This window comes from Stomatobaculum longum (assembly GCA_000242235.1).
GTDB lineage: Bacteria > Bacillota > Clostridia > Lachnospirales > Lachnospiraceae > Moryella > Moryella longum.
The window spans coordinates 332,598-354,407 of the sequence record JH590862.1 but is presented as its reverse complement, the minus strand read 5'-3'; the positions used below and the strand labels follow the sequence as shown (position 1 = coordinate 354,407).

The 21,810-nt window shown below is 53.8% G+C and carries 21 protein-coding genes and 1 pseudogene; 12 read left to right on the top strand and 10 right to left on the bottom strand.

The features are described 5' to 3' along the window. Positions 1–124: 124 nt before the first annotated feature. From citF to citD, 3 genes are read right to left on the bottom strand one after another with little or no spacing between them, the layout of a single operon-like run. A complete protein-coding gene (gene citF, locus HMPREF9623_RS04555) occupies positions 125–1,687 on the bottom strand; it encodes a citrate lyase subunit alpha (protein WP_009532721.1) in 1,563 nt (520 codons plus the stop codon). After that, the gene (locus HMPREF9623_RS04550) at positions 1,688–2,590 is read right to left on the bottom strand and encodes an aldolase/citrate lyase family protein (RefSeq protein ID WP_009532720.1); all 903 of its coding nucleotides are present in this window, start codon (positions 2,588–2,590) and stop codon (positions 1,688–1,690) included. Beyond that, entirely contained in the window at positions 2,587–2,886 is a 300-nt protein-coding gene (gene citD, locus HMPREF9623_RS04545; protein WP_009532719.1) for a citrate lyase acyl carrier protein, read from the bottom strand. Before citD ends, HMPREF9623_RS04550 begins: the two co-directional genes overlap by 4 nt. A gap of 130 nt (positions 2,887–3,016) precedes the next feature. Here citD and HMPREF9623_RS04540 point away from each other — a divergent pair, with 130 nt between their 5' ends. Then, positions 3,017–3,946 carry a LysR family transcriptional regulator gene (locus HMPREF9623_RS04540; RefSeq protein WP_009532718.1) on the top strand — a complete coding sequence of 310 codons (930 nt, stop codon included), beginning with the start codon at positions 3,017–3,019 and terminating at the stop codon, positions 3,944–3,946. A gap of 68 nt (positions 3,947–4,014) precedes the next feature. Here HMPREF9623_RS04540 and HMPREF9623_RS04535 read toward each other — a convergent pair whose 3' ends face one another. After that, positions 4,015–5,379 carry a CitMHS family transporter gene (locus HMPREF9623_RS04535; RefSeq protein WP_009532717.1) on the bottom strand — a complete coding sequence of 455 codons (1,365 nt, stop codon included), beginning with the start codon at positions 5,377–5,379 and terminating at the stop codon, positions 4,015–4,017. Positions 5,380–5,552: 173 nt separating this feature from the next. Here HMPREF9623_RS04535 and HMPREF9623_RS04530 point away from each other — a divergent pair, with 173 nt between their 5' ends. The 10 genes and pseudogenes from HMPREF9623_RS04530 to HMPREF9623_RS11640 all read left to right on the top strand — a co-directional run bounded on the left by HMPREF9623_RS04530 (position 5,553) and on the right by HMPREF9623_RS11640 (position 14,003). After that, positions 5,553–6,254: an ABC transporter ATP-binding protein gene (locus tag HMPREF9623_RS04530; protein WP_009532716.1), complete on the top strand. Its 702-nt coding sequence runs from the start codon at positions 5,553–5,555 to the stop codon at positions 6,252–6,254. Positions 6,255–6,337: 83 nt separating this feature from the next. Then, a complete protein-coding gene (locus HMPREF9623_RS04525; RefSeq protein ID WP_009532715.1) occupies positions 6,338–7,324 on the top strand; it encodes a diaminopimelate dehydrogenase in 987 nt (328 codons plus the stop codon). A 173-nt stretch (positions 7,325–7,497) separates the two neighbouring features. Then, on the top strand, positions 7,498–7,704 hold the full coding sequence (locus HMPREF9623_RS11445) for a hypothetical protein (RefSeq protein WP_154646111.1): 207 nt from the start codon (positions 7,498–7,500) through the stop codon (positions 7,702–7,704). A 118-nt stretch (positions 7,705–7,822) separates the two neighbouring features. Next, complete coding sequence (locus tag HMPREF9623_RS04520; protein ID WP_009532714.1) at positions 7,823–8,092, top strand: autorepressor SdpR family transcription factor; 270 nt, start codon at positions 7,823–7,825, stop codon at positions 8,090–8,092. Continuing rightward, positions 8,089–8,784, top strand: a complete 696-nt coding sequence (locus tag HMPREF9623_RS10845; RefSeq protein ID WP_009532713.1) for an SdpI family protein — start codon at positions 8,089–8,091, stop codon at positions 8,782–8,784. Before HMPREF9623_RS04520 ends, HMPREF9623_RS10845 begins: the two co-directional genes overlap by 4 nt. 124 nt (positions 8,785–8,908) lie before the next feature. Further along, positions 8,909–9,550, top strand: a complete 642-nt coding sequence (locus tag HMPREF9623_RS04510) for a flavodoxin family protein (RefSeq protein WP_009532712.1) — start codon at positions 8,909–8,911, stop codon at positions 9,548–9,550. A 110-nt stretch (positions 9,551–9,660) separates the two neighbouring features. Further along, a complete protein-coding gene (locus tag HMPREF9623_RS04505) occupies positions 9,661–10,539 on the top strand; it encodes a helix-turn-helix domain-containing protein (RefSeq protein WP_009532711.1) in 879 nt (292 codons plus the stop codon). Positions 10,540–10,924: 385 nt separating this feature from the next. Beyond that, positions 10,925–11,194 (top strand): annotated as a pseudogene (locus tag HMPREF9623_RS11155) (integrase core domain-containing protein); the annotation flags it as partial. A 402-nt stretch (positions 11,195–11,596) separates the two neighbouring features. Next, the gene (locus HMPREF9623_RS04500; protein WP_009532710.1) at positions 11,597–12,757 is read left to right on the top strand and encodes a DUF262 domain-containing protein; all 1,161 of its coding nucleotides are present in this window, start codon (positions 11,597–11,599) and stop codon (positions 12,755–12,757) included. Beyond that, positions 12,750–14,003: an MAE_28990/MAE_18760 family HEPN-like nuclease gene (locus HMPREF9623_RS11640; RefSeq protein ID WP_009532709.1), complete on the top strand. Its 1,254-nt coding sequence runs from the start codon at positions 12,750–12,752 to the stop codon at positions 14,001–14,003. Before HMPREF9623_RS04500 ends, HMPREF9623_RS11640 begins: the two co-directional genes overlap by 8 nt. 160 nt (positions 14,004–14,163) lie before the next feature. On the opposite strand, the gene HMPREF9623_RS04490 is transcribed toward HMPREF9623_RS11640, so the two are convergent. Genes HMPREF9623_RS04490 through HMPREF9623_RS04480 form a run of 3 tightly spaced genes read right to left on the bottom strand, consistent with a single transcriptional unit; the run spans position 14,164 to position 16,057 of the window. Beyond that, complete coding sequence (locus HMPREF9623_RS04490; protein ID WP_009532708.1) at positions 14,164–14,553, bottom strand: PH domain-containing protein; 390 nt, start codon at positions 14,551–14,553, stop codon at positions 14,164–14,166. A gap of 58 nt (positions 14,554–14,611) precedes the next feature. Next, positions 14,612–15,391 carry a class I SAM-dependent methyltransferase gene (locus HMPREF9623_RS04485; RefSeq protein ID WP_009532707.1) on the bottom strand — a complete coding sequence of 260 codons (780 nt, stop codon included), beginning with the start codon at positions 15,389–15,391 and terminating at the stop codon, positions 14,612–14,614. A gap of 42 nt (positions 15,392–15,433) precedes the next feature. Then, positions 15,434–16,057, bottom strand: coding sequence for a class I SAM-dependent methyltransferase (locus tag HMPREF9623_RS04480; protein WP_009532706.1), 624 nt, complete (start codon positions 16,055–16,057; stop codon positions 15,434–15,436). 429 nt (positions 16,058–16,486) lie between these two features. Here HMPREF9623_RS04480 and HMPREF9623_RS04470 point away from each other — a divergent pair, with 429 nt between their 5' ends. Next, entirely contained in the window at positions 16,487–18,682 is a 2,196-nt protein-coding gene (locus HMPREF9623_RS04470; RefSeq protein ID WP_009532705.1) for a DEAD/DEAH box helicase, read from the top strand. An 83-nt stretch (positions 18,683–18,765) separates the two neighbouring features. Here HMPREF9623_RS04470 and HMPREF9623_RS04465 read toward each other — a convergent pair whose 3' ends face one another. The 3 genes from HMPREF9623_RS04465 to HMPREF9623_RS04455 form a co-directional block, all read right to left on the bottom strand. Further along, positions 18,766–19,857, bottom strand: a complete 1,092-nt coding sequence (locus HMPREF9623_RS04465) for a cytidylate kinase-like family protein (protein WP_009532704.1) — start codon at positions 19,855–19,857, stop codon at positions 18,766–18,768. Positions 19,858–19,868: 11 nt separating this feature from the next. Next, entirely contained in the window at positions 19,869–21,221 is a 1,353-nt protein-coding gene (locus tag HMPREF9623_RS04460) for a sodium:proton antiporter (protein ID WP_009532703.1), read from the bottom strand. A 180-nt stretch (positions 21,222–21,401) separates the two neighbouring features. Beyond that, positions 21,402–21,767: a metal-dependent transcriptional regulator gene (locus HMPREF9623_RS04455; RefSeq protein ID WP_009532702.1), complete on the bottom strand. Its 366-nt coding sequence runs from the start codon at positions 21,765–21,767 to the stop codon at positions 21,402–21,404. Positions 21,768–21,810 lie beyond the last annotated feature (43 nt).

The following is a 21,810-nucleotide window of genomic DNA, read 5'->3' as shown; positions in this document are numbered from 1 at the left end:
CTCGCTTCCGAAATCTGTTACCGTTTGCCGCTTCAGCATAGCACAGAGCGGAGAAAAACAAAACGCCGGGGAAGGTTCCCCGGCGCAGCGGAACCGGTTTCGGTTCCGGGTTTTATCTGTTCACTCAGTCTGCAAACTGAAAGGGCTTAATCTCGCGGACCACATCCATGATGCTGCCGTCGCGCGCCTCGATGATACCGACCACGCGCTCTCCGAACTGCACGCGCTCCGGCTCGCCCGTCATCGCATAGGCAATGTCGCGGAGCTCTTCGATGCTCTTTAGCGGGAGCCCCGAATCCTTCAGCGCGTCAATCAAATCCTGCCGCTTCGGGTTAATCGCGATGCCGTAGTCGGTGATCACGACATCCACATCCTCACCCGGCGTCGTGACCGTGGTCACATCGGTGCAGACCGAGGGAATGCGTCCCTGCAGAATCGGGGTGATCACGATGGTGCACTTTGCGCCCGCCGCCGTGTCCGGGTGGCCGCCCTGTGCGCCGCTCACGACGCCGTTCGAGCCGACCACGACATTGCAGTTGAAGTGCACATCGACCTCAAGGGCCGCGAGAATTACAAAGTCGAGCTTGTTGACATAGGCGCCCTTGTTAAACGGGTCCGCATACTCGCCCGCCGTGATGTAGTGGTGATTCGGGTTGGTCGCCGCACTCTGAATCGCGTACTCGTCAAAGTCCTGCGTGTCCACAAGTGTGCGCGCAAGACCCTCTTCGAGAAGCTGGCACATCGGCTTCGTGATGCCGCCGACACCGAAGCTCATGTGGATGTTCCGCTCGCGCATCACATCGGCGAGCGAAATCGTGCTCGCAATCGAAGCGCCGCCGACACCGGTTTGGTAGGAGAAGCCGTCCTTAAAGTAGGGCGTGCGCTTCACGACCTCGGTGCAGTAGCTCGCCATGAGGAGCTTTCTCTGGTCGGAGGTCGGCTTTGCCGCGCCCGTTGCAATCTTTGAGGGATCGCCGATTTCATCGACCACGACCACATAGTCCACATAAATCTGGCTGATCTGGTGCGGCCAGTTCGGGAAGGGAACCAGGCAGTCCGTGATGGCGACCACCTTGTCCGCATAGAGGGCATCCGGCGCGGAGTAGGAGAGCACGCCGCAGTTTGCCTTGCCGCCGTTTGCGTTTAAGTTGCCGTACTCGTCCGCGGTCGGGGCACCGATAAACGCGATGTCGATGTGCGTTTCGCCGGACTCAATCGCGCGGACGCGGCCGCCGTGGCTCCGCATGATTGCGAGACCCTGAAGCCGTCCCTCGGAGATTGCCTTGCCGATTTCGCCGCGCACGCCCGAACTCTGAATGTTGGTGATGGTGCCGTCGTCGATCATGTAGACAATCGGGTTATTCTGGCTGCCCATCGAGGAAGCGCAAATCGTGATGTTCTTAATGCCGAGCTTATGGACCTCTTCCATAACCATGTTGAGGACTTTGTCGCCCTCGCGGAAGTGGTGGTGGAAGCTCAGCGTCATGCCGTCCTTGATTTCACATTTCAAAAGGGCGTCCTTGATGGACGGGAGGAGCTTTGAGCCCTCGGAATTGATGACGGGCTTTACGCGCGCGCCGTCACGGCGAAACTCTTTTCCGTCCATTGCGTGCGAGCCGCGGAACACATCCTTGCCGGTCGCCTGTAAAATTTCCTCCGGAATATCTCTGCCGACTGCATTTTTCATTTAGAGTTCCCCCTTGTACACGCCGGATGCCTTGGCGAGCGCAATGACGCGCTGCGCGCCGTCGTAGAATGCAATGTCAATCATCTTGCCGTCCACCGTGAAGACGCCGATGCCTTCCTTCCGCTTGGAGTCGATCTCGCGAATTACCTTCTCGGAGAAAATGATCTCCTTCATGCTCGGCGTGAAGACTTCGTGGACAATCGGAATCTGGCGCGGGTTGATGATGGACTTGCCGTCAAAGCCCATGTCTTTGATCAGCATGACTTCCTTCCGGAAGCCCTCGAGATTGTCGAGGTCGGTCCAGACCGTGTCAAAGCACTGCACGCCCGCAGCGCGCGCCGCAATGATCATCTGCTGGCGCGCACCCATGAGCTCCACGCCGGTGCCGGTGATCTTGGTCTGGAGATCCTTCGTGTAGTCGCCGCCCGAGAGCGCAATGCCGATCATGCGCTCGGAAGAGGTGCAGACTTCGTAGGCGCTCATGACACCCTTGGCGGACTCAAGTGCCGCCATCAAGAGAGTGGAACCCTCCGGGCGCTCAAACTCGCGCTCTGCGGCAAGAACAGCGTCCTCGACCGCTTTGACCATCTTGGCATCCTCGGTCTTCGGGATGCGGAGCACATCCGCGCCGCCCGCGATGCAGCAGCGAATGTCTTCTTTCCAGTACTCGGTGTCAAGGCCGTTGATGCGCACCACACGCTCGCAGCCGCGGTAGTCGACGTTTTTCAGCGCCTGATAAAGCGAAAAACGGGCAGTGTCCTTCGCGGTCACAGCGACCGCGTCCTCGAGGTCCAGCATCAGGGAGTCGGCGCCGTAGAGATAGGGATCCTTGATTAAAGAAGGTTTCTGCGCATTCAAAAACATCATCGAGCGGCGCAGCCGCTTTTTATTCGGATGGCTCATCTGACAGCACCTCCCCAGGGAATGTTGTCGTACTGATCGACGGCACGGAACACAGCGCCCTCAATGCGCGCCTTGATCGTGCAGTCCAGTGCGCCCTTGTCGACAATCGAGATTCTCACATTGTCAACGCCGAGATCCTTAAGGGTCTCGAGCGTCACCTTTTTGATCTGGTTGCCGAACTGGTGAATGACTGCGCTCTCCAGCGAAAAATCGACTTTGCCGTTGCCCGGTTCCACCGTGACCTGACAATCGCTGGACTCTAAGGTACCGGCGACCGCCGGCTTTTTGATCTCCATAGCTGCCTCCTTTTGACGAGATACTGTTGTCTGAACTCATTGTAACTTTTGTAGGGGCTGGACTTCAAGGAATTTATTGGCTATGATGAGTATAGTGTTTTTATTATAAAATTAGCGTGAGGAAACAAGCGTGAACGAACGACAGATTAAATATATGCTGACCATCTTCCGGGAGGGCAGCATCAGCCGCGCCGCAGAGGTGCTCTATGTCTCCCAGCCCTCCGTGAGCCAGATGGTGCGGAAGGTGGAGGAGGAACTGCGCGCCGACCTCTTTGTGCGTCACACGAATCCGCTGGTGCTGACTCCGGCGGGTGAGTGCTACATGCAGGCGGCGCGCGCCATCCAGAGCGTGCAGCAGAATCTGGACCGCCAGCTCGAGGAGATACGGCTCGGGACGCGCGGCAGCATACGGCTCGGCATGCCCTTGCAGCGCTCGCTGGAACTGCTGCCTGACATCTTTCCGCGCTTTCATGCGCGCTATCCGGCCGTGAATCTAAAGCTCACCGAGTCGGGCTCCGATGCGCTCGAAACCATGCTCTTAAACCATCAGCTGGACATTGCCTGTCTCACGACCAGCGCAAAGACCAATCCGCTGAACTACATTCTCGTGAGTCGCGAGGAACTCGTGCTGCTCGCCTCCAAGAATACGGCGCTCGCGGGACGCGTGGAGGACGGCACACCGATTGACATCCGGGAGGCGGAGGAGGAGGCCTTCATCAGTCTTAGGAGCGGGCACTCGACCCGTATCACCCAGGACAGACTGTTTGCGGACGCGCACATTTCCCCCGAAATTCTCTTCGAGACCGAGAGCGTTGAAGTCGCCAAACACGCGGCGGGCCCCTGTCAGGCTGTGTTCCTCTGTCCAAAAAACTACATCGATATTTCGCCGGAGGTCAGGAAGACCTGCGTGGTGTATCCGGTGGTCGGTGTCGAGCAGGGGCGACACTTCTACATCTGCCACCGAAAGGACCAGTACCTCACGCACTACATGGTAGAGCTGATTCGCCTCTTAAAACCGGATTTCGAGCTGCCGCGGAGCGAAGAGTTCCCCGAGAGCTGAAGAAAGCAAAAAAGACTGCCGCAATTCTGCGACAGTCTTTCTTATATTGTAGTCCTGTTTCCGCTGCTTTACGCCGGGATGATGCCGATGATGATCGCGAAGATCATGCAGAGGAAGGAGAAGCCCCACACGTAGAAGAAACTCGTGCGGATGTGATCCTTGATGTCCACTTCCGCGAGACCCACGCCGAGCAGGGTTGCCGGGACCATGGGGCTGATGAAGGTCGCGCAGTTGCGGCAGACGACCATCGAGACGGCAATCGGGAGTGCCGGGACGCCGAAGCCCTGGCCGATCGACATCATGACCGGGAGCATACCGTAGAAGTAGCTGTCCGTGTCGAAGGCAAGTGCGAGCGGCACCGAGAGGAGACCGATGACCAGCGGCAGGTGGGTGCCGAGGGCGGCCGGAAGAATCATCGAAATGAGGTTCGACATGCAGTTCACGACGCTCGGGATTTCCGTGCCGTCAACCTTGACGTTCTTGACCAGGATGCCCATGAGAACGGCAGCGCCCATCAGGGTCGTGCACATCAGGAGTGCCGGGACAGCGTGTGCGTTCAGGACCTTCTTCTGAAGCTTGATGTCCGTGTAGTTCACGAGAATCGAGATGCCGACGCCCAGCATAAACGGCACATAGCTCGGGAACACATCCCAGATCAGCATGGCGATGACGGCAACCGTGAGGAGAATGTTGAAGATAAAGAGCTTCGGGCGCGCGAGTTCGCGAACCTTCGCTTCCTGCGTTGCGGTGATTTCAACTTTGCCCTCGGTCTGCGCGAGCTTGCCGTTCAGACCTGCGCCGCGTGCTTTCTCCTGGAAACCTGTCAGGACTGCGTGACCCAGCGCGAGGATGACACCGAAGACCTGAATCGGCAGCAGCTCATTCCAGAGCTTGCCGGCCTCCATGCCGAGCACCGAAGCCGCGCGCATTGTGGGGCCGGCCCAGGGCATCAGGTTCAGGACGCCCATTGCGAGTACCGTAATGCGGAGCAGCGAGGTGGCACGCATGTGCATTTTCTTATAGACCGGCAGCATCGCGGGGATTACAATCAGGAAAGTCGCAGCGCCTGCGCCGTCCATGTGTGCGATCATTGCGATGACAGCCGTCATGACCGTGACACCGATGACATTGTCGCCGACCAACTTCATAAGCTGGCCGATGATGACATCGAACATGCCCGCATCGGTCATGATGCCGAAGAACAGAACGGAGAAGACAAAGAGTGCAGCCGTGGGACCGGTGCTCTTAAAGCCCTCCTTGATCAGAGACGCGACACCCTCAAAGGTATAATAGCCGCCGAGCACTAGGATCAGTGCGAGAACCGACGGAAAGAGAATGAACGCGATACTCGGTAGGGTCTTGCTCTTAAAGAGCGTCACGACAATGGCAATAATTGTCAAAAACCCAAGTATGCCTACAGATACTTCATTCATGCTGCTTTGTTTCCCCCTTCATCTAGGATAGTGATTGTATTAAGAATATACAGAAAACGATAGGAATTTACAAATATCAATTCGGGGACAAAAGTATAATATTCTTCTTATAGGTGAACATTGTATGCAAAAATCGGCGCAAGATGTGCGCTTTTTCAAGGGAGAGGTGAGAAATGTCGGTAGAAAATCAGGGGGTTGCGCTCCGCGTGACGGGCGCCGCACTCGCCTACGGCGATACGGAACTTGTCCGGGATGTCAATCTTTCCGCGGCTCCCGGCGAACTGCTGGCGCTCCTCGGGCCCTCGGGCTCGGGAAAGACCAGTCTGCTCCGCGCGATTGCGGGCTTCTTACCGCTCACGGCGGGCGAAATCCGCTTTGACGGCGTGCGGGTAAACGAGCTTCCGGTCGAGGAGAGGCAGCTCGGCATGGTCTTTCAGGAGCACCGCCTGTTTCCGGCGCTCACGGTCTATCGAAATCTGGAAATTTGTCTGACCGGGACTGTGACAGCGCGTGTCACGGCGGCGGAGGCGGCCGCGCGCATTGCGGAACTTCTGCCCGCACTCGGACTGACCGGTCTCGAGGCGCGCTTTCCGGCGGAACTCTCCGGCGGACAGCAGCGCCGCGTGGCACTGGCGCGCGCCCTTCTCGTGCGCCCGCGGCTCTTACTGCTCGATGAGCCCTTTACCGGTCTCGACGCGCCGCTTCGCCGGGAACTCACGGAACTTCTCCGGCGGGAACAGCGCTCGCGCCGTCTCACGACGGTCTTTGTGACCCATGACGAGGAGGATGCGGCGCGGATTGCCGACAGCATTGCCCGCTTTTGCGACACAGCGGGCACGCGGAGCTTTCGGCAAGCGCCTTTACAAAGGTTTTGATTGACAGAAAAAGGACTTTTCCGTTACAACAGAGAAAACATATCATGTTAGCGGCATCTTTCGCGTTCAGAGAGGAGAACAGAATGAAGACACGCATCGGTATTTTGGGCTACGGCAACCTGGGCAGAGGTATTGAGAGTGCAATCCGGCAGAGTGAGGATCTGGAACTCGTCGCTGTCTTTACGCGGCGCGATCCGAAGACCGTGAAGATTCACACGGAGCAGGTCCCGGTTGTAGCACTCTCCGAGGCGCTCGACTGGAAGGACAAAATCGATGTCATGGTGCTCTGCGGCGGCAGCGCGACCGACCTGCCGACCCAGACGCCCGAATATGCGCGCCACTTTACCGTGATCAACAGCTTTGACACGCACGCCAAGATTCCGGCACACTTTGAGGAGGTGGACCGCGCGGCAAAGGAGAGCGGCCACCTGGCCATCATCTCCCTCGGCTGGGATCCGGGTCTCTTCTCCTTAAACCGCATGATGTCTACCGCAATTCTCCCGCAGGGCAAGAACTACACCTTTTGGGGCAAGGGCGTGAGCCAGGGACACTCCGATGCGGTGCGCCGCATTGCGGGCGTGCTGGATGCGAGACAGTACACCATTCCGGTCGATAGCGCCATGACGCGCATTCGAGGCGGCGAGCAGCCGGCATTCACCGCGCGGGAGATGCATAAGAGAGAGGTCTTTGTCGTGGCCGTGGAAGGTGCGGACCGCGCCGTAATCGAGGCGGAAATCAAAAACATGCCGAACTACTTTGCGGACTATGACACCGAGGTACACTTCATCACGGCCGATGAGATGCGCGAAAAGCACGCGGAACTGCCGCACGGCGGCTTCGTGATCCGGAGCGGCGTGACCGGTTTTGACGGCGGGCACAGGGAGCTCATTGAGTACAGCGTGAAGCTCGACTCGAACCCCGAGTTTACCGGCGCCGTACTCGCGGCCTACGCGCGCGCGGCACACCGCCTCGCGGCGGAGGGACAGCAGGGCTGCAAGACCATCTTTGACATTGCACCGGCTTATTTGAGCCCGCTCAGCGCAGAGGACCTGCGGGCACAGCTTCTGTAAGCGCAGGAAAACGGGAGCAAAGGCCGTATCATAAGGGAAAGCGGCAGTAAAACGGGGGAGTAATTCCGGAGGCGAACAAGAAAGAAACAGCGGCGCAGTGCGCCGGAAAGCGAGAGGGCGGAGACATCTGTCCTCTTTTTTGCGTTCTCCTGTTCTTACTTAGATAACGAGAGATGAAAGAGAAAGCCGAGAAGAAATCCCGAATCGGAAAACCACAGGTCAGAAGCCCAAATCAGGAAGCAACAAGACAAAACCCGGATCAGAAAACGATAGGTCAGAAAACCCGGATCAGAAAATCAGAGGTCGGAAAAGCACAAGACAAAAATTCAAATCAGAAAACCGCAGGGCAGAAAATCGCAGAGCAGAAACCCGCAAGGTAAAAAGATTGCCATGGAAACAGAATGGCAGGAAATTAAAAATATTTTGAAATACTGATTGACAGGATAGCGTGCTGTGCTAAAATCTAGTTAAAAGAAATTTTAAGGAGGTGATGCCCGTATGGGAGAGAGCAGTATTTTTAAAGTGCTCTCGGACCCGCAGCGGCGCGACATTCTGGTCATGCTGCGGGAGGGGCGCATGAGCGCCGGAGAAATCGCGGAGAAACTCGGCGTGAGCCCGCCGGCGCTCTCTTACCACCTGCGGCTCTTAAAGGGCGCAGAGCTGGTGACGGAATATAAGGAGAAAAATTTTGTCTACTATGAACTGAACACATCCGTCCTGCAGGAATTAATTCTCTGGGTGGAACAGTTCGGAGGGAGGAAAGCATGAAACAACTTGCAAGAATGATTGCGGCGCTCTGCCTGTTTGTGACGCTATTGGTTTTGCGGGAGCTGCCCGCAGAGATACCGGCGCACTATGACTCTGCCGGAAACATTACGCGTTGGGGGAGCAAGTACGAACTTTTAATCCTGCCGATGATTTTGCTTTTGGTTTCGTTCGGCAGCCGCTTTCTACTGCTTCATTTACGTAGAAAGGCGGAACAGGCGGGGAGCGACAAGGAAAGGCAGGCAGCCGCAGCAAATGCCAAGGTGGTTGTCATTGTGATTTTCTCACAGGCCCTGATCTTAAGCTGCATACAGGGCGTAGCCCTCTATAACACCGTGTTCGCGCTGCGGGGCGAAAGCTTCCTCAGCACCTTTGCGGGCGAAAAACTCTTGACCATACTCTGCGGGTCCCTGCTCCTGGTGCCCGGCAACATTCTGCCGAAGTGCAGACGAAACGGCATGGTCGGCTTCCGTCTGCCTTGGACCAAGTACAACGACATCACCTGGCAGAAGAGCAACCGCTTTGCGGGGAGGATGCTGGTCGCGGCGGGGATACTCGGCATTGTCAGCACTGCGTTTTCGCCGAAGGGCTACGGGATGTTGCTACTTGCTGTCTATACCATGGCGGCAATCGTGATTTCGACTGTGAGAGCATGGCAGGTGTATCGGGAAGAGAAGGCAAAGGAGCAGAGCTGAGGCTGAAGCAGTGACGGGAGTCACAGGGCGCGCAACTTACGGAAAGCCGAGATATAGCGAAAAACTCCAAAAAGCGCTATGATAAGTCCTCATACCGCCACGCGGCGCGAAGGAGGATTTTATAGTGAAGGTTATTTTTGTGAACGGCAGCAGCCATGCAAACGGCACCACTATGCAGGCAGTCAAGGAGATGCAGAAGATTTTTTCTGCGGAAGGGGTGGAGAGCGAGGTCATACAGCTCGGCAATCAGCCCATACGGGACTGCATTCAGTGCGGCTATTGCGGGACGCACGATGCCTGTGTGTTTCGGGATGACGCCGTGAATCAATTCACGGCGCTCGCCAAAGAGGCCGACGGCTTTGTTTTTGCGACGCCTGTCTACTACGCGCATCCGAGCGGACGCATTCTGGCTTTCCTTGACCGGGCCTTTTACTCCGTGCAGAATGTCGAGAATCCCTTTGCCTTTAAGCCCGGCGCTTCGATTGCCGTCGCGAGAAGAGGCGGCACCACGGCCTCCTTTGATGTGCTGAACAAATACTTCGGGATCTCGCAGATGCCGGTCGCAGGCTCCACCTATTGGAACATATCCCACGGCCTGACTGCAGAAGATGCCGCCAAGGACGAGGAAGGCATGCAGACCATGCGGAACCTTGCCCGGAACATGGTCTGGATGATGCGAAGCTTTGCCCTCGCAAAAGAGCAGGGCATTCCGTACCCGGAGACCGAGGGAGAGGCAGTGACCAACTTTATACAGCGGGAAGATTGAGCGGTATGCTACGGAGCGTAGCAAGAAAAATTTGAAATGTAAGCCCGCGTTTCTTGTGTGCCGCTGCGATTTTTTTATACTGAGGCCATCAAGACACAGGAGGTCAAAACATGACAATCGCAGAAACAATCAAAACCCTTCGGAAGACCGCGGGCATGTCCCAGGAACAGTTGGCAGAGAAGCTGCATGTTTCGAGACAGGCCGTTACCAAGTGGGAGACCGAGGGCGGCACACCGGACATCGAGAACCTTCGGGCAATTGCAGCCTTGTTTGGAATCACCGTAGACGAACTGCTTACGGGGGAGAAAAAAGCGCAAGCGGCAGCGGCGCATCGCTATGAGAGTATTATTGAATACGATATCGACGAAGTGAAACACTACGATATGAAGTTCGGTAGCGCCAAAGAAGTATACCTTTCCGGCCATCCGGGAGAGAAACTCCGAATTCGCCTTGTTTCCGATACCCTTGCCTCGCTGCAGAGTGATTTTAAAATCAAATTGGACGATACAAAGCGGCGGCTCGATCTGGAACTGCTCCGTAGAAACGGGATGAGCGAGAGCGCCGCAAAAGAAGGACTCAGCATCTACGCGGAACTTCCGGAGCCCTATCTCGGAAAAGTAGAGTGCGCGGTCAATGCGGAACTGGTAACGCTTTCATCTCTGGACTGCGAGCGCATTGAACTCGGCGGAAGGAACCGGAAATTATATCTCGATGCGGTTCCCGGCATCGTGGAAATTGACAGCAATCTCGATATGGAGATTCACTGCAAGAGCCTTGCGAGCTCCCTGGAACTCAACCAGCTCTCGGCCTGCTCAAAGCTCTATGTCCCGGCAGATGCGGTCTTTACCGCAAAGGCAAAGGGCATAGGCACACGGATTTCTTATGTGAGCGATGAAAAGGCAACAGAGCCCTTTGATACGCCCGGCGCGGAGAAGCGGATTGAGCTGAACGGGATGAAGAGTGAGCTGGTGATTAACATAGAGGAGTAAGACAAGGGGAAAGGTAGAAGAAAAGGGCGTCGCTCCTAAGGGAGGGGCTGTCACAAAACGATACAACTTTATCAGTAGAGTTGTATCGTTTTGTGATGACGAGTGAGAAGGTAAGTTATATTCATGTTTACATAATGCATTGTAGCTAGATAAATAATTGCGCCGTAGCACTGCCTTATACAGGTGGTGCTTTTTTGATGCCTAATTTTAGCATGCACCACGATTTTTCCACCCTCTATTCACTGTAAAACACCCTTCTGTTGTGCTATTATGTGTATGAAACACTTAATAGTCTTGTGAGAAATCCATTTCTATCTGGAGGATACCTCTCTTATCCGTTTAATACTATCCTTCAAATTATCCAGAAGCTCTTCCGTCATATCATTATTGCCGGAAACTTGGGATTTCTCAAAGCATGAGCTGTGCGGGCTGTCTGTATGACAATGCGCCGATGGAACGCTATTACAATACTTTAAAGACCGAGTTGATTTATCAGTATCGTTTTGAAACTGCAGCAGAACTTGATTATGCCGTTTCAGAGTTTGCTTACGATTGGTACAATCAAGTACGCCTACACTCGTATAATGGATATCTGACTCCGTTTGAAAAGAGAGCAGAGTGTATCATTAAGCGGTGGTGTTACAAAAAAGGTTGACCACTACAGTTTTTGGTATTATGTGTAAGAGTAAGTGATAGGAAAATGTGTTTTTAAAAAGAAATAGATTGCATTGAGTATAATATAAATTCAGAATGTTAGTTCGAAGCAAAGTTGTGGGAGAGTGGGTAAATATAGGGATAATGAATGGATGTATGGATGAACTTAGGACAAAGTAATTCTCGTGAGTTATTCCAGATTTGTATAATTATGCAATTGAGCCAATGCGTAAAGAACCGCTTGGGAGAATAGAAATACCTTGCTAGTTATATAGAATTAAATAGTGGTTGTCGAGTGATAATATAGCTGCGGAAGGACTTTTGAGATATATCTAACTTGGTAACAAGAGAAGGATAAAATTGATATAAGAATTTGATATAGGGCATAGATGGGAGGATTCCAATGAGTAATACAAACAATGCGAAGATAGCAGACATTACTAGAAGTGTGGACAACGAAATACTGAAAATCAGGACGAAAAGCTTGGATATATCGTTCAATGAATTATATGATATGTACATTGATGAAGAACTTATTATTGCCCCTGATTATCAGAGGCTTTTTAGATGGGAAGAAGAAAAACAATCTAGATTCATAGAATCTCTCATATTAGAAATGCCTGTTCCTCCAATATTCGTTATAGAAATTGATGACAATAGATATGAGTTGATTGATGGTCTACAGAGAATATCGAGTTACCTGCACTTTCGTGGTGAAAGCTTTGAAAAAATTCGTGGAATCAATCATGGTTGTGATGAATGTGGAAATGATGGCAAATATTCTGGGCTAAAATTATGCGGTTGTGATATAGTCCCTGAAATTAATGAGTTGACTTATAGCAAGTTGCCTAAAGCGCTTCAAATTAAACTAAAAAGAAGCTTTGTCAGAATGGAAGTGATAAAAAAAGAGAGCGATAACTCTCTAAAATACCACATGTTTAAGAGGCTTAATACAGGAGGAGAGCTCTTGTCCGCCCAAGAAATAAGAAACTGTACGATTAGGCTTTTGGGGACAAGAGGAATAGATTTTATTGATGAATGCAGTAAGGACCAGGGATTTCAAATGGCCATCGAAAAGCTTGGAGAAGATAAAAAGAAGGCAAGGTATGATCAGGAACTAGTATTAAGATTTTTCGCGATTAAGAATGATATAGAGAGTTATCGTTATCCAGTAACTGAGTATCTCACCAGATTCCTGGAAGAAATAACTCGAGAAGATATAGCGTTTGATTATGCTGAAGAAAAGAGGATTTTCAAGGAGACATTTAAATTAATTTCAGAAGAATTTGGCGCGGATGCTTTTTCTGGAATTACTGAGAGCGGGTTTTACAGAGATGAGTTTGCATTATACCTGTTTGATGTTGCCATCTCAATTGCTGTTAAAATAGATGAAATAAAATCGAGGGGAGCAGAGAGCAGAGTCAGGGAGAATATAGAGAAGCTGAAAAAGGATAAAGATATATTGCGCTCTTATAAAACCGGAAGTGTTCAAGCTGTTAGGGGTAGATTTGATATCTTTGCCCGAGAGATAAAAAGGGCAATAGAGGAAATTGCTAATGCATGAGACTGTAGATGATATCAGAGATAAGCTTGAACATGATATAAGACTTGCAGATGATTTGAGAAGTGAGTTAGAACATGAATTGGAGTGGAGAGAGGAGGAGATAGCTCTTTTTAAAAATCAACTAGAGAATATTGATGAGTCTAAGCGCGAAATTTACAGAAAAGGACTCATTCAGCTTCTGTATTCACACTGGGAAGGATTCACTAAAAAGGCTTTCCTTCTCTATATAGGTTATGTTAATGGACTAAATATAACTTGTGGAGAAGCCTCTTATATGCTTGCTGCAACTAGTTTGGATGGGGCTTTTAAAAGATATGAAGACCCTAAAGCAAAGGATAAGAATTTTCCAAAGGAAGAATCGCATTTGCACAGGATTTTTAGAAGAAGAACGCTGCTAGAGAATTTGGAAAATATTACAAGCGAAAAGCTAAATATTCCCGATAGTGTTATTGATACAAAGTCGAATTTAAAATATAAAGTGCTGAGCAGGTTGTGTTATAGTTGTGGACTTCAGAAAGACCTGTTTAAAGATATAGAAGATAAAATCAATAAACTTGTTAATATGAGAAACGGCTACGCACACGGTGCGAGTTCAAAAGGAGTGGACGAAGAAACACTGAATGACCTTTATGACAAGGTAAAAATGGCAGAAGGAAAACTCATTATCCGACTAAGCGACTGCCTTAGAGATAGGAAATATCTAAAAATGAGTATAATACATACTAAACATCTAGTGCTACGTCAGTGGAGTGAGGCGGACGCGGCGGATTTATACAAGTACACCAAGGACCCGGAAGTGGGACCTGCTGCCGGATGGCCGCCGCATGGCAGCGTCGAAGAGAGCCGGAACATCATTCGCCTGGTGCTGAACGGTCCTGAGAGCTATGCCATTTGCAAAAAAGAAGACGGGCGCGTCATCGGCGCGATTGCCTTGATGCTGAACAGCGATTCGAGGCTTGCGAAAGAGGAAGATGCGTGCGAGCTCGGCTACTGGATCGGGAAGCCGTTCTGGGGGCAGGGGCTTGTCACAGAGGCTTCGGAAGCCTTACTTCGCCGTGCGTTTACGGAACTCGGCGTGTGGTGCGGTTATTACGAGGGGAACGAAAAGTCAAAGCGCGTGCAGGAGAAGCTTGGCTTCCGCCACGAAAAGACTCTGCGGGAGGTGGATGTTCCCCTTTTAAACGAAGTGCGTACCGAGCAAGTGTCGTTACTCAGCCGGGAAGCCTGGCGACTGAAGAATATGTAAAAAAGCGTGCTGTCTCAAACGATTGAGAGACAGCACGCTTTATTCGTTATTCTGCGTCTGTAATGAGTTCATGCACATGTACATTTCGGCCGACTTTCATATCGGCAATACGGCGTTCCAACACGAAGATGTGTTCCGCGCTGTAGAAGGAATCGCCTAATTAGAGGACCATGTGTGAAATATTCGCGCATATCCGCTTAATATCCACGTTCGAAGTGAAGTCGAGCTGCAGGTGTGCGCCGTTTGAAAAAGCGAGGAGCAGCTCACTGTCAATGTCTAAGAGGCCTGCGGTTTCCACGCTGAAATACTGAATCTTCGAGTAGGGATAGGAGGTATAGGAGACCTTTTTCCCCGTGATGCCCTGCACGTTTGCGACAATCAGCCGCTTATTTGTAAAGACCACCTGATCGCGTATGGTCTGGAAGGCCTGCGTAATGTTCTCGCCCGGAATGAGGAACATAGTAAGTTCGGGGCGGATGTTGGCGACGGGAATTTCCCTCAGGTTCAATAAATTTGCGTCACCGCGGATTCCGGAAGATATACCGGGCATAAATTTTACCTCCTGCTGTTTTGGGTTAGCATAGGACAGGCGGGGGATGGCGTCAAGCTTATTTGATTCCCATGAGCAGCGCGGAGTCGGCAATCATCATCCACCTGGCCTCGCATTTCTTGACAAAGAGCCCGTCTGCGGTGGGAATCAGGCGCACTTCCGCATAACCCTCGTCCTGAAGACTCTTTAAAAAGGCCGGCATGTCGCCGTAGGCAGAGGGGGAGAAGATGTCGTGAATCACGAAGCGGCCGCCCTTCTTCAGGACGCGGAGGCTCTCGCGGAGCAGGGCCTGACGGTCGCCCGGAATGTTGTGGTAGACATAATTGCTGGTCACAAGGTCAAAGCTCTCGTCCGGGAAGGGAAGTTCCCGCGCGTCGGCGCGGAGAAAGTGCACATTTTTGACGCCCTCGGCGCGGGCGTTATCTTCGCAGAGCTTTTGGCTAAAGGAAGCGTACTCCCGCCCCCAGCGGTCCGCGCCGACAAAGCTTGCCTCTGGATTTCGCTTGGCGGCTGCTATGGTGAGCGCGCCGCTTCCGCAGCCTACGTCCAGTCCCCTGCCGCCCGCGGGAATTTTGATCTGCGCGGCGACCCCGTCTATGATGTGCTTCGCGAGTTTACGCTTTCCCTTGTAGGAGAAGATGCGGTAGAGCATCAGCAGGTAGGCGGAACTTAAAAAGCCCACTCCCGCGAAGGCAAAGCCGAGCGTAGAGATGAGGCGCAGAGCAGGTTTTCGCGCCTTTCTGCGGCAGAGAACCCCCATGGCAAGAAAAGCGCTGCTCACAGCCGCATTGCCGAAAATGAGACCCCGCGGCATCCAGTTTTTATAATCGGCTTTCATCTTGATTTCCTTCCTTTCTTTGTGGATTCGCTTTCAGTCCTCTTATTTCCTTGCGAGTACCGTGAGCCAGGGCTTGGTCTCGTGGCGGAATATCCGCACCTCCGAGAAGCCCGCGGTCCTAAGCAGGGTTTCGAGCTCTTCTGCGGTGTAGCAGTGCATGCCGTCTATGATGCGCTCGTACCGAAGGCCTTCGGCATCCGTCCCGTCTGACTCGTTGCAGATAAGGAAGCTGCCGCCGCATTTTAATATGCGGTACACCTCGGCGAAGCACTCCGCTAAATCGGGCCAGAAATACACGGTCTCAAAGGCGGTCGCCAAATCAAAGCGAGAAGCCGCGAGGGGCAGGGATTGTACCGAGGCCTTTAGCACACGGCAGCGCCCGCGCACAATGGCGGGTTTATTGTAGGCGCGGGTGCGGCACACGGCGAGCGCGGAATAATCGACCGCGTAGAGCTTGGCCATCGGATAGCGGCGCAACAGTTCCCGCACGTTGCGTCCGCCGCCGCAGCCCAGTTCCGCAATGACAAGCGGAGACAGCCCTTTGATATGCGAGAGTCCCCAGTCGGAGAGGGCTGCATGACCTTGATTCATGGCATTTAACATGAGTTTCCCGAAGAAGCCCTCTGGCTTTCGGGTTTGCCCGAGAAAGCGTTTGAATAAGCCCATTGTCTTGTCCTTCCGTAGCAACGCCTAATGTGTTAAGAATAACTAATATAATTATAGGACGCAGGTTTACGGATGACAAGACAGAAGACGTCGCGAATATTGCAGTGTTTGATGCCGTTGCGACTAAAGTCGAATTCGTCGAGGGAGAGTACGTACTTTGGGAAATTGTCGCGAACTTTCTCGTAGACACCGAATTCACGCTGAACAGTCTCCTCGGAAGCTGCGGAGCTCTCAGCGGCTTTGGCAAGAAAATATCAGTTACAGCTTTATCTTTTTGAAAAACAGGGGAGTTTTTCAGTTATAACTGAAGATAATAAAAAATCCGGCTCGGCGTAAAGATATAACTGAAAGAGGCATTCCGTCTTCGCGCCTCCGACTGGTATACTAAGTACATCGGCATAATCAAAACGGAGGAGTGTCCACGGGAGGATGAAACGCACATTTTCGTTTGCGGAGGCGAGGGAGTTACTGCAAAAACACGAGCAGTGGGAAACAGAGCGCGGCATGCTTTGTGAGAAGGCGGAGGATTGTCGTGCGGTGGTCGAGACGGCCTGTGAGCATTTTGTCGCTGCGGAGACCATGAAGACGCTCAGGGATATCCCGGTTGAGGAGCTGAACCGGGAACGGCGCGGTCTCCGCGTGCGTTTGCTTCGGGAGAGCGGGTATGCAAATTACGAAGATTTGATGCTGGCTTCGGAGGAGCAGCTTGCCGCTTTAAACGGTATCAGCGAGGACGGCGCAGCGCTCATTAAGGATGCGGTCGGCGAGACGGTAACGCAGCTGAGGCCTGGAATTAAGCTTCGGCTGAGTGCGGATAAGCGAACGGAAGAGACGAGTAACATTGTGCTTTCGCTGTATCGCTACCGCGCGGCGGAGGGGCTAAGCCGCGACGCGCAGGCACTCTCGGCGCACTACGCCGCGGGAATCGGAAAGGCGATGGAAGAGCTGTCCCGCGGCAAGGGCTTTTTCCGCTGGCTCTTTACGGGAAAAGCAGAGAAGGATGCCGCGAGTGAGGCGTATCTTTATCTCGAGGAGCTCGCAAACGGGGCGTACGGGACAGAACTCACAAGGCTTCGCGAAGCGCGGCTGGAATCGGAGGCTTCGAGTGCGGAAACGGCTTGGGACTCCTTCCGAACGCAGCCCATTGTATATAGCAATCTCCTCGAAAAACTGGTGCCCGGCCTGCTCGGAAACGGCGATGCGGTCTACGGTCTGCCGGAAGAGCTGGCGCGCGAGGTGGAGGCAGAGCCGCTCTTTGCGGACGGGATGCGCTGTGAACTGCGCCGCTATCAGGCGTGGGGTGTCAAGTACATTTTGCACCAGGGCAAGGTGCTGCTCGGCGACGAGATGGGTCTCGGAAAAACCGTGCAGGCCATCGCCGCCATGGTCACGCTCCGCAATGCGGGAGCCACACACTTTGCCGTGGTCTGCCCGGCGAGCGTTTTGGTCAACTGGTGCCGGGAAATCACAAAGTTCAGTGACTTAAAGGCAATCAAGGTGCACGGTCCGTCCAGACAGGCGGCCCTTTCGGACTGGATTACATCGGGCGGTGTTGCGGTCACGAGTTATGAGACCGTACAGCACTGGGAGCTCCCGGAGGATTTTGGCTTCTCTCTACTCACGGTGGATGAGGCGCATTACATTAAGAACCCGGGGGCGCGGCGCACGGTGCATGTGCGAAACTTAGCGCTCCGCGCGGAGCGTCTGCTCTTTATGACGGGCACGGCGCTCGAAAACCGTGTGGATGAGATGGTGGAGCTCATCGGCGTATTGCGGCCGGAACTCGCGGCCGAGATCGGGGGCATGAAGATGCTTGCCACAGCGCCCCGCTTTCGCGAACTGGTGGCACCGGTCTATTACCGGCGGAAGCGCGACCAGGTGCTGACCGAGCTTCCGGAACTCGAAGAGCAGGAGAGCTGGTGTCAGCTCGGGGCTGCGGAAAGGGCGCGGTACGAGGCGGATGTGCTCAACGAAAACTACCATGCGGCGCGGCGGGTTTCCTGGACGGTCGGGGATATCGCCCAATCCTCAAAGGCGCAGCGGCTTTTGGAAATCGCAGAGGAAGCGGCCGCAGAGGGGCGTAAGGTACTCGTTTTCTCCTTCTATCTCGACACCATACAGAAGGTGAAAGGCCTGCTCGGCGAGCGCTGTATGGAGCCGATTACCGGTGCCATGACGCCCGCAAGGCGGCAGGAAGTGCTGGATGCTTTTGATGCGGCGGCTCCGGGGCAGGTGCTCGCGGCACAGATTGTGGCGGGCGGCACGGGGCTTAACATTCAGACAGCGAGTGTTGTGATACTCTGCGAGCCGCAACTTAAGCCCTCCCTTGAGAGCCAGGCAATCGCGAGAGCCTATCGCATGGGGCAGGCGAGGAACGTGCTCGTGTACCGCCTTCTCTGCGAGGACAGCATCGATGAGCGCATTATGGAGCTGCTCGCGGAAAAGCAGGCGGTATTCGATGCCTTTGCGGATAAATCCTCGGCGGCGGAGGAGTTGGAACTCGATACCAAGACCCTCGGCAAGCTGATGGCGGAGGAGATGCAGCGCATCGAAGAAAGACAGGCGGTCGAGGCTTTGGCGCGAGAGCAGGACAAGGCGGCCGAGACGACAGAAGAGGAAAGCTAAACGAAGGCACGAAAAAGTCCCGGGAGCGGTTTCGCTCCCGGGACTTCTGTATGAAACCCGATAGGTGAAAACAAAGTGTTGTTTCAGATACCGTCAGCTGCCTGTTCCGCCCGTCTTGCGAGCAACTTGGCGTCGGCTTTCTCGACGAACTCCTGGTGGCGCGTTGCGAGTGCCTGCAGGTCCTCGCGGAGTCGCGCCTTGATCACGCGGATAATGAGTTCCTCGGACTCGTGGATACCGTAGCTCGCCGAGTTGATGCAGAGATCGTAGTGGACGGCGGAGCCCCACTTGAAGCCGGTGTAGCGGTGGTAGAAGTGCTCGTGCGCCTTGTCCTCGCGCTTCAAGAGTTTTGCGGCTTCCTTGAAGCTCAGTTCGTGCATCTCCATTAAGCGTTTCACGCGGCTCTCAAACGGTGCCGTGATGAAAATCGAGATGTGGGGGATGCCGGCATTTTTCAGAATCACATCGGCCGAGCGCCCCATGACGACAAAGTCCTCTTTCCGCGCGAGCTCTTCGATGTACTGGCTCTGGTTGAAGAAGAGCGCATCGGCGGTCGGCAGGCCGTGGAAGCGGTTAAAGTTTGCCGTGAAGAGCTTTAAGCCGTGCGCGTGGCGCATCTCGTGCAGGGTCTCGGCGATATCGTGTTTCTCGGTCGCCTCGCGCTTTGCCTGCAGGCGCTCCAGCACGTCCTTGAAGATGGTCGCGTCGTAGTAGTTGATGTGCAGATCGTCTGCGAGCTGGAAGCCGATCTCCGTGCCGCCGCTGCCGTAGGAGCGGCCGATGCAGATCACAAGGTGGTCGTCCTTCGAGAAGGGCTTTGCGCCGGTCGCGAACGGATTTAAGAAGACGCGCTTCTGATCGGAAATATCACCTTTCGCGAGTTCCTCTTCGAGGGCTTTGAGCTCCACAATAATGTCATTGTACTCGGTGAGGAGCTGCTTTCTGGAAGCGCCGTCCGGGAGGGTGCGCGCCATGTTGCCGATTAAGGCCATGTCGGAGAGAATTAGCTGTCCCTGCGGGCGGAGCGAAAGCTCGTGCTCCAGAAGCGAGAGCACTTTTTCACGGCTTCCGATCAGCGTGCGGCCGAGGGAAGAACCGAGTGCCTTGTAGACATTTTCGTCGAGTGTATAAATTTTTTCTGCCAGTGTGCGGCAGCGTGTTGTTAACTGTTCCATGCGCTACCTCCTTATAAGAAAAATACCAGAGTGTCAATCACGAAGACGGGCACTAGGAACGCGAGTGCCCAGCCGATGTAGCCGAAGAACGAGGGCATGTGAATACCGTTTTCGTCCGAAATCGATTTGACCATGAAGTTCGGCGCGTTTCCGATGTAGCTGTTTGCACCCATGAAGACAGCGCCGCAGGAGATGGCCTTCAGGAAGATGACCGGAATCGTACCGACGGTTGTCGTGAGACCGCTTGTCATGCCGAGTGTGCCCGCCGTGGTCAGGAAGACCAGGTAAGTCGGCGTGTTGTCGAGGAAGCTCGAGAGCAGACCGGTCGACCAGAACATCTGGAAGGGCTCGGTGATGCCGAGCTTCGGTCCCATTTCCTTGAGGATGATGAGGGCGGGCTGCATGGTAATGAAGATGCCAATAAAGAGCTCGGCGACCTCCTGGATAGCGCCCCAGGTAAAGTGGTTCGTGCGGCGAATCTCCTCGGGCGTGGTCTTGAAGGAAAGGAAAGCTGCCGCGAGAATCAGCACAATTTCAATGATGGTCGGGAAGCCGAGCACTACCTCGCCGACAATGTGAATGCCGCGGACGGTTCCTTCTGCGGTCTGAAACATCGGATTGCCGGGCAGTGTGCCGCCGAGCACCACTGCGACAATGATCATCAGCAGGAAGAGAATGTTGTGGGCGCCGCGGAGCGAGAGCTCTGTGCCGGGCTTCGAGATGTCCGGGCGGTAGCCGAGCTTCACATCCTTCAGGTAATAGTGCTTGTCGAGCTGCCAGAAGACAGTGAGCAGAATCACTAGGTTGAAGATGAGAATCGGGAGCAGATGCAGGCTCCAGAGGAAGGGCACACCGCGCATAAAGCCCATGAGGAGCGGCGGATCGCCGAGCGGCGAGAGGCAACCGCCCATGTTCGAAATCAGGAAGATGAAGAAGATCATGATGTGGCGCTTCTGGCGTCTCCAGGAGTTGATCTTGATCATCGGTCGAAGCATTAACATCGAGGAACCCGTGGTGCCAATCAGGCTCGACAGGAAGGTTCCGATTAACAGGAACAGCGTGTTGACGAGCGGAGAACCTGCGAGATCGCCCTCAAAGGTGATGTTACCGGCCACGCAGAAGAGGCCGAAGAGCATCACGATGAAGGAGAGATAGTCGTTAAAGACGGTTTCCAGCACGGTCTCGGAAGCCTTCAGCGGACCGTACATTGCCGTGAACGGGACAATGAAGAGGAGGGACCAGAAGATGACCGCGTGGACGCGGTGCTTTTCCCACCACTCGCCGGCGACAAGCGGCACAATCGCAATGCTGAGCAACAGGCCCGCGAACGGGAGGCACAGCCACAGTGGAATCGAAGTACTCATACACAAAACCCCTTTTTAATCTGTTTTTTGACATTCAATGCGTATGCTAAAACGAAATCATAAAAAAAGCAAACCCTTTTCGGTGCTGCAAGGGGATCGGCTTTTCGAACTTCGCTATTGCGGTGCAATCTAAAAGGACGAGATCCGGAAAGTGCGGATCTCGTCTCATGTCGGTATAGGTTAAAGCCGTCTGCTACATTCCTTCAGGGCCGCAAAAGATTCGGGGCTCAGATCGTGTTCGACCTTGCAGGCATCCCGCTCGGCAATGTCGGAGGGAACGCCGAGTTTTACAAAGAGCTGTGTCAGCGTCTGATGGCGATCATAGATGCGGCTCGCAATCGCCTCGCCCTCTTCGGTGAGATAGATGAAGTTTTCGGTATCCATGCGCACCAGCCCGTTTTCGCGGAGATGCTTCATCGCGATGCTGATACTCGGTTTCGAGTAGCCCATGGCGTTTGCGATTTCGACGGAGCGCACATGTCCGTTCTCCTCGCGGAGCATTAGAATTTTTTCGAGGTAGTCCTCGGCGGATTCATGAATCTGCATGACAAAAGTCCTTTCCCGCGGCAAATTTGCGCTGCGTTGTCTG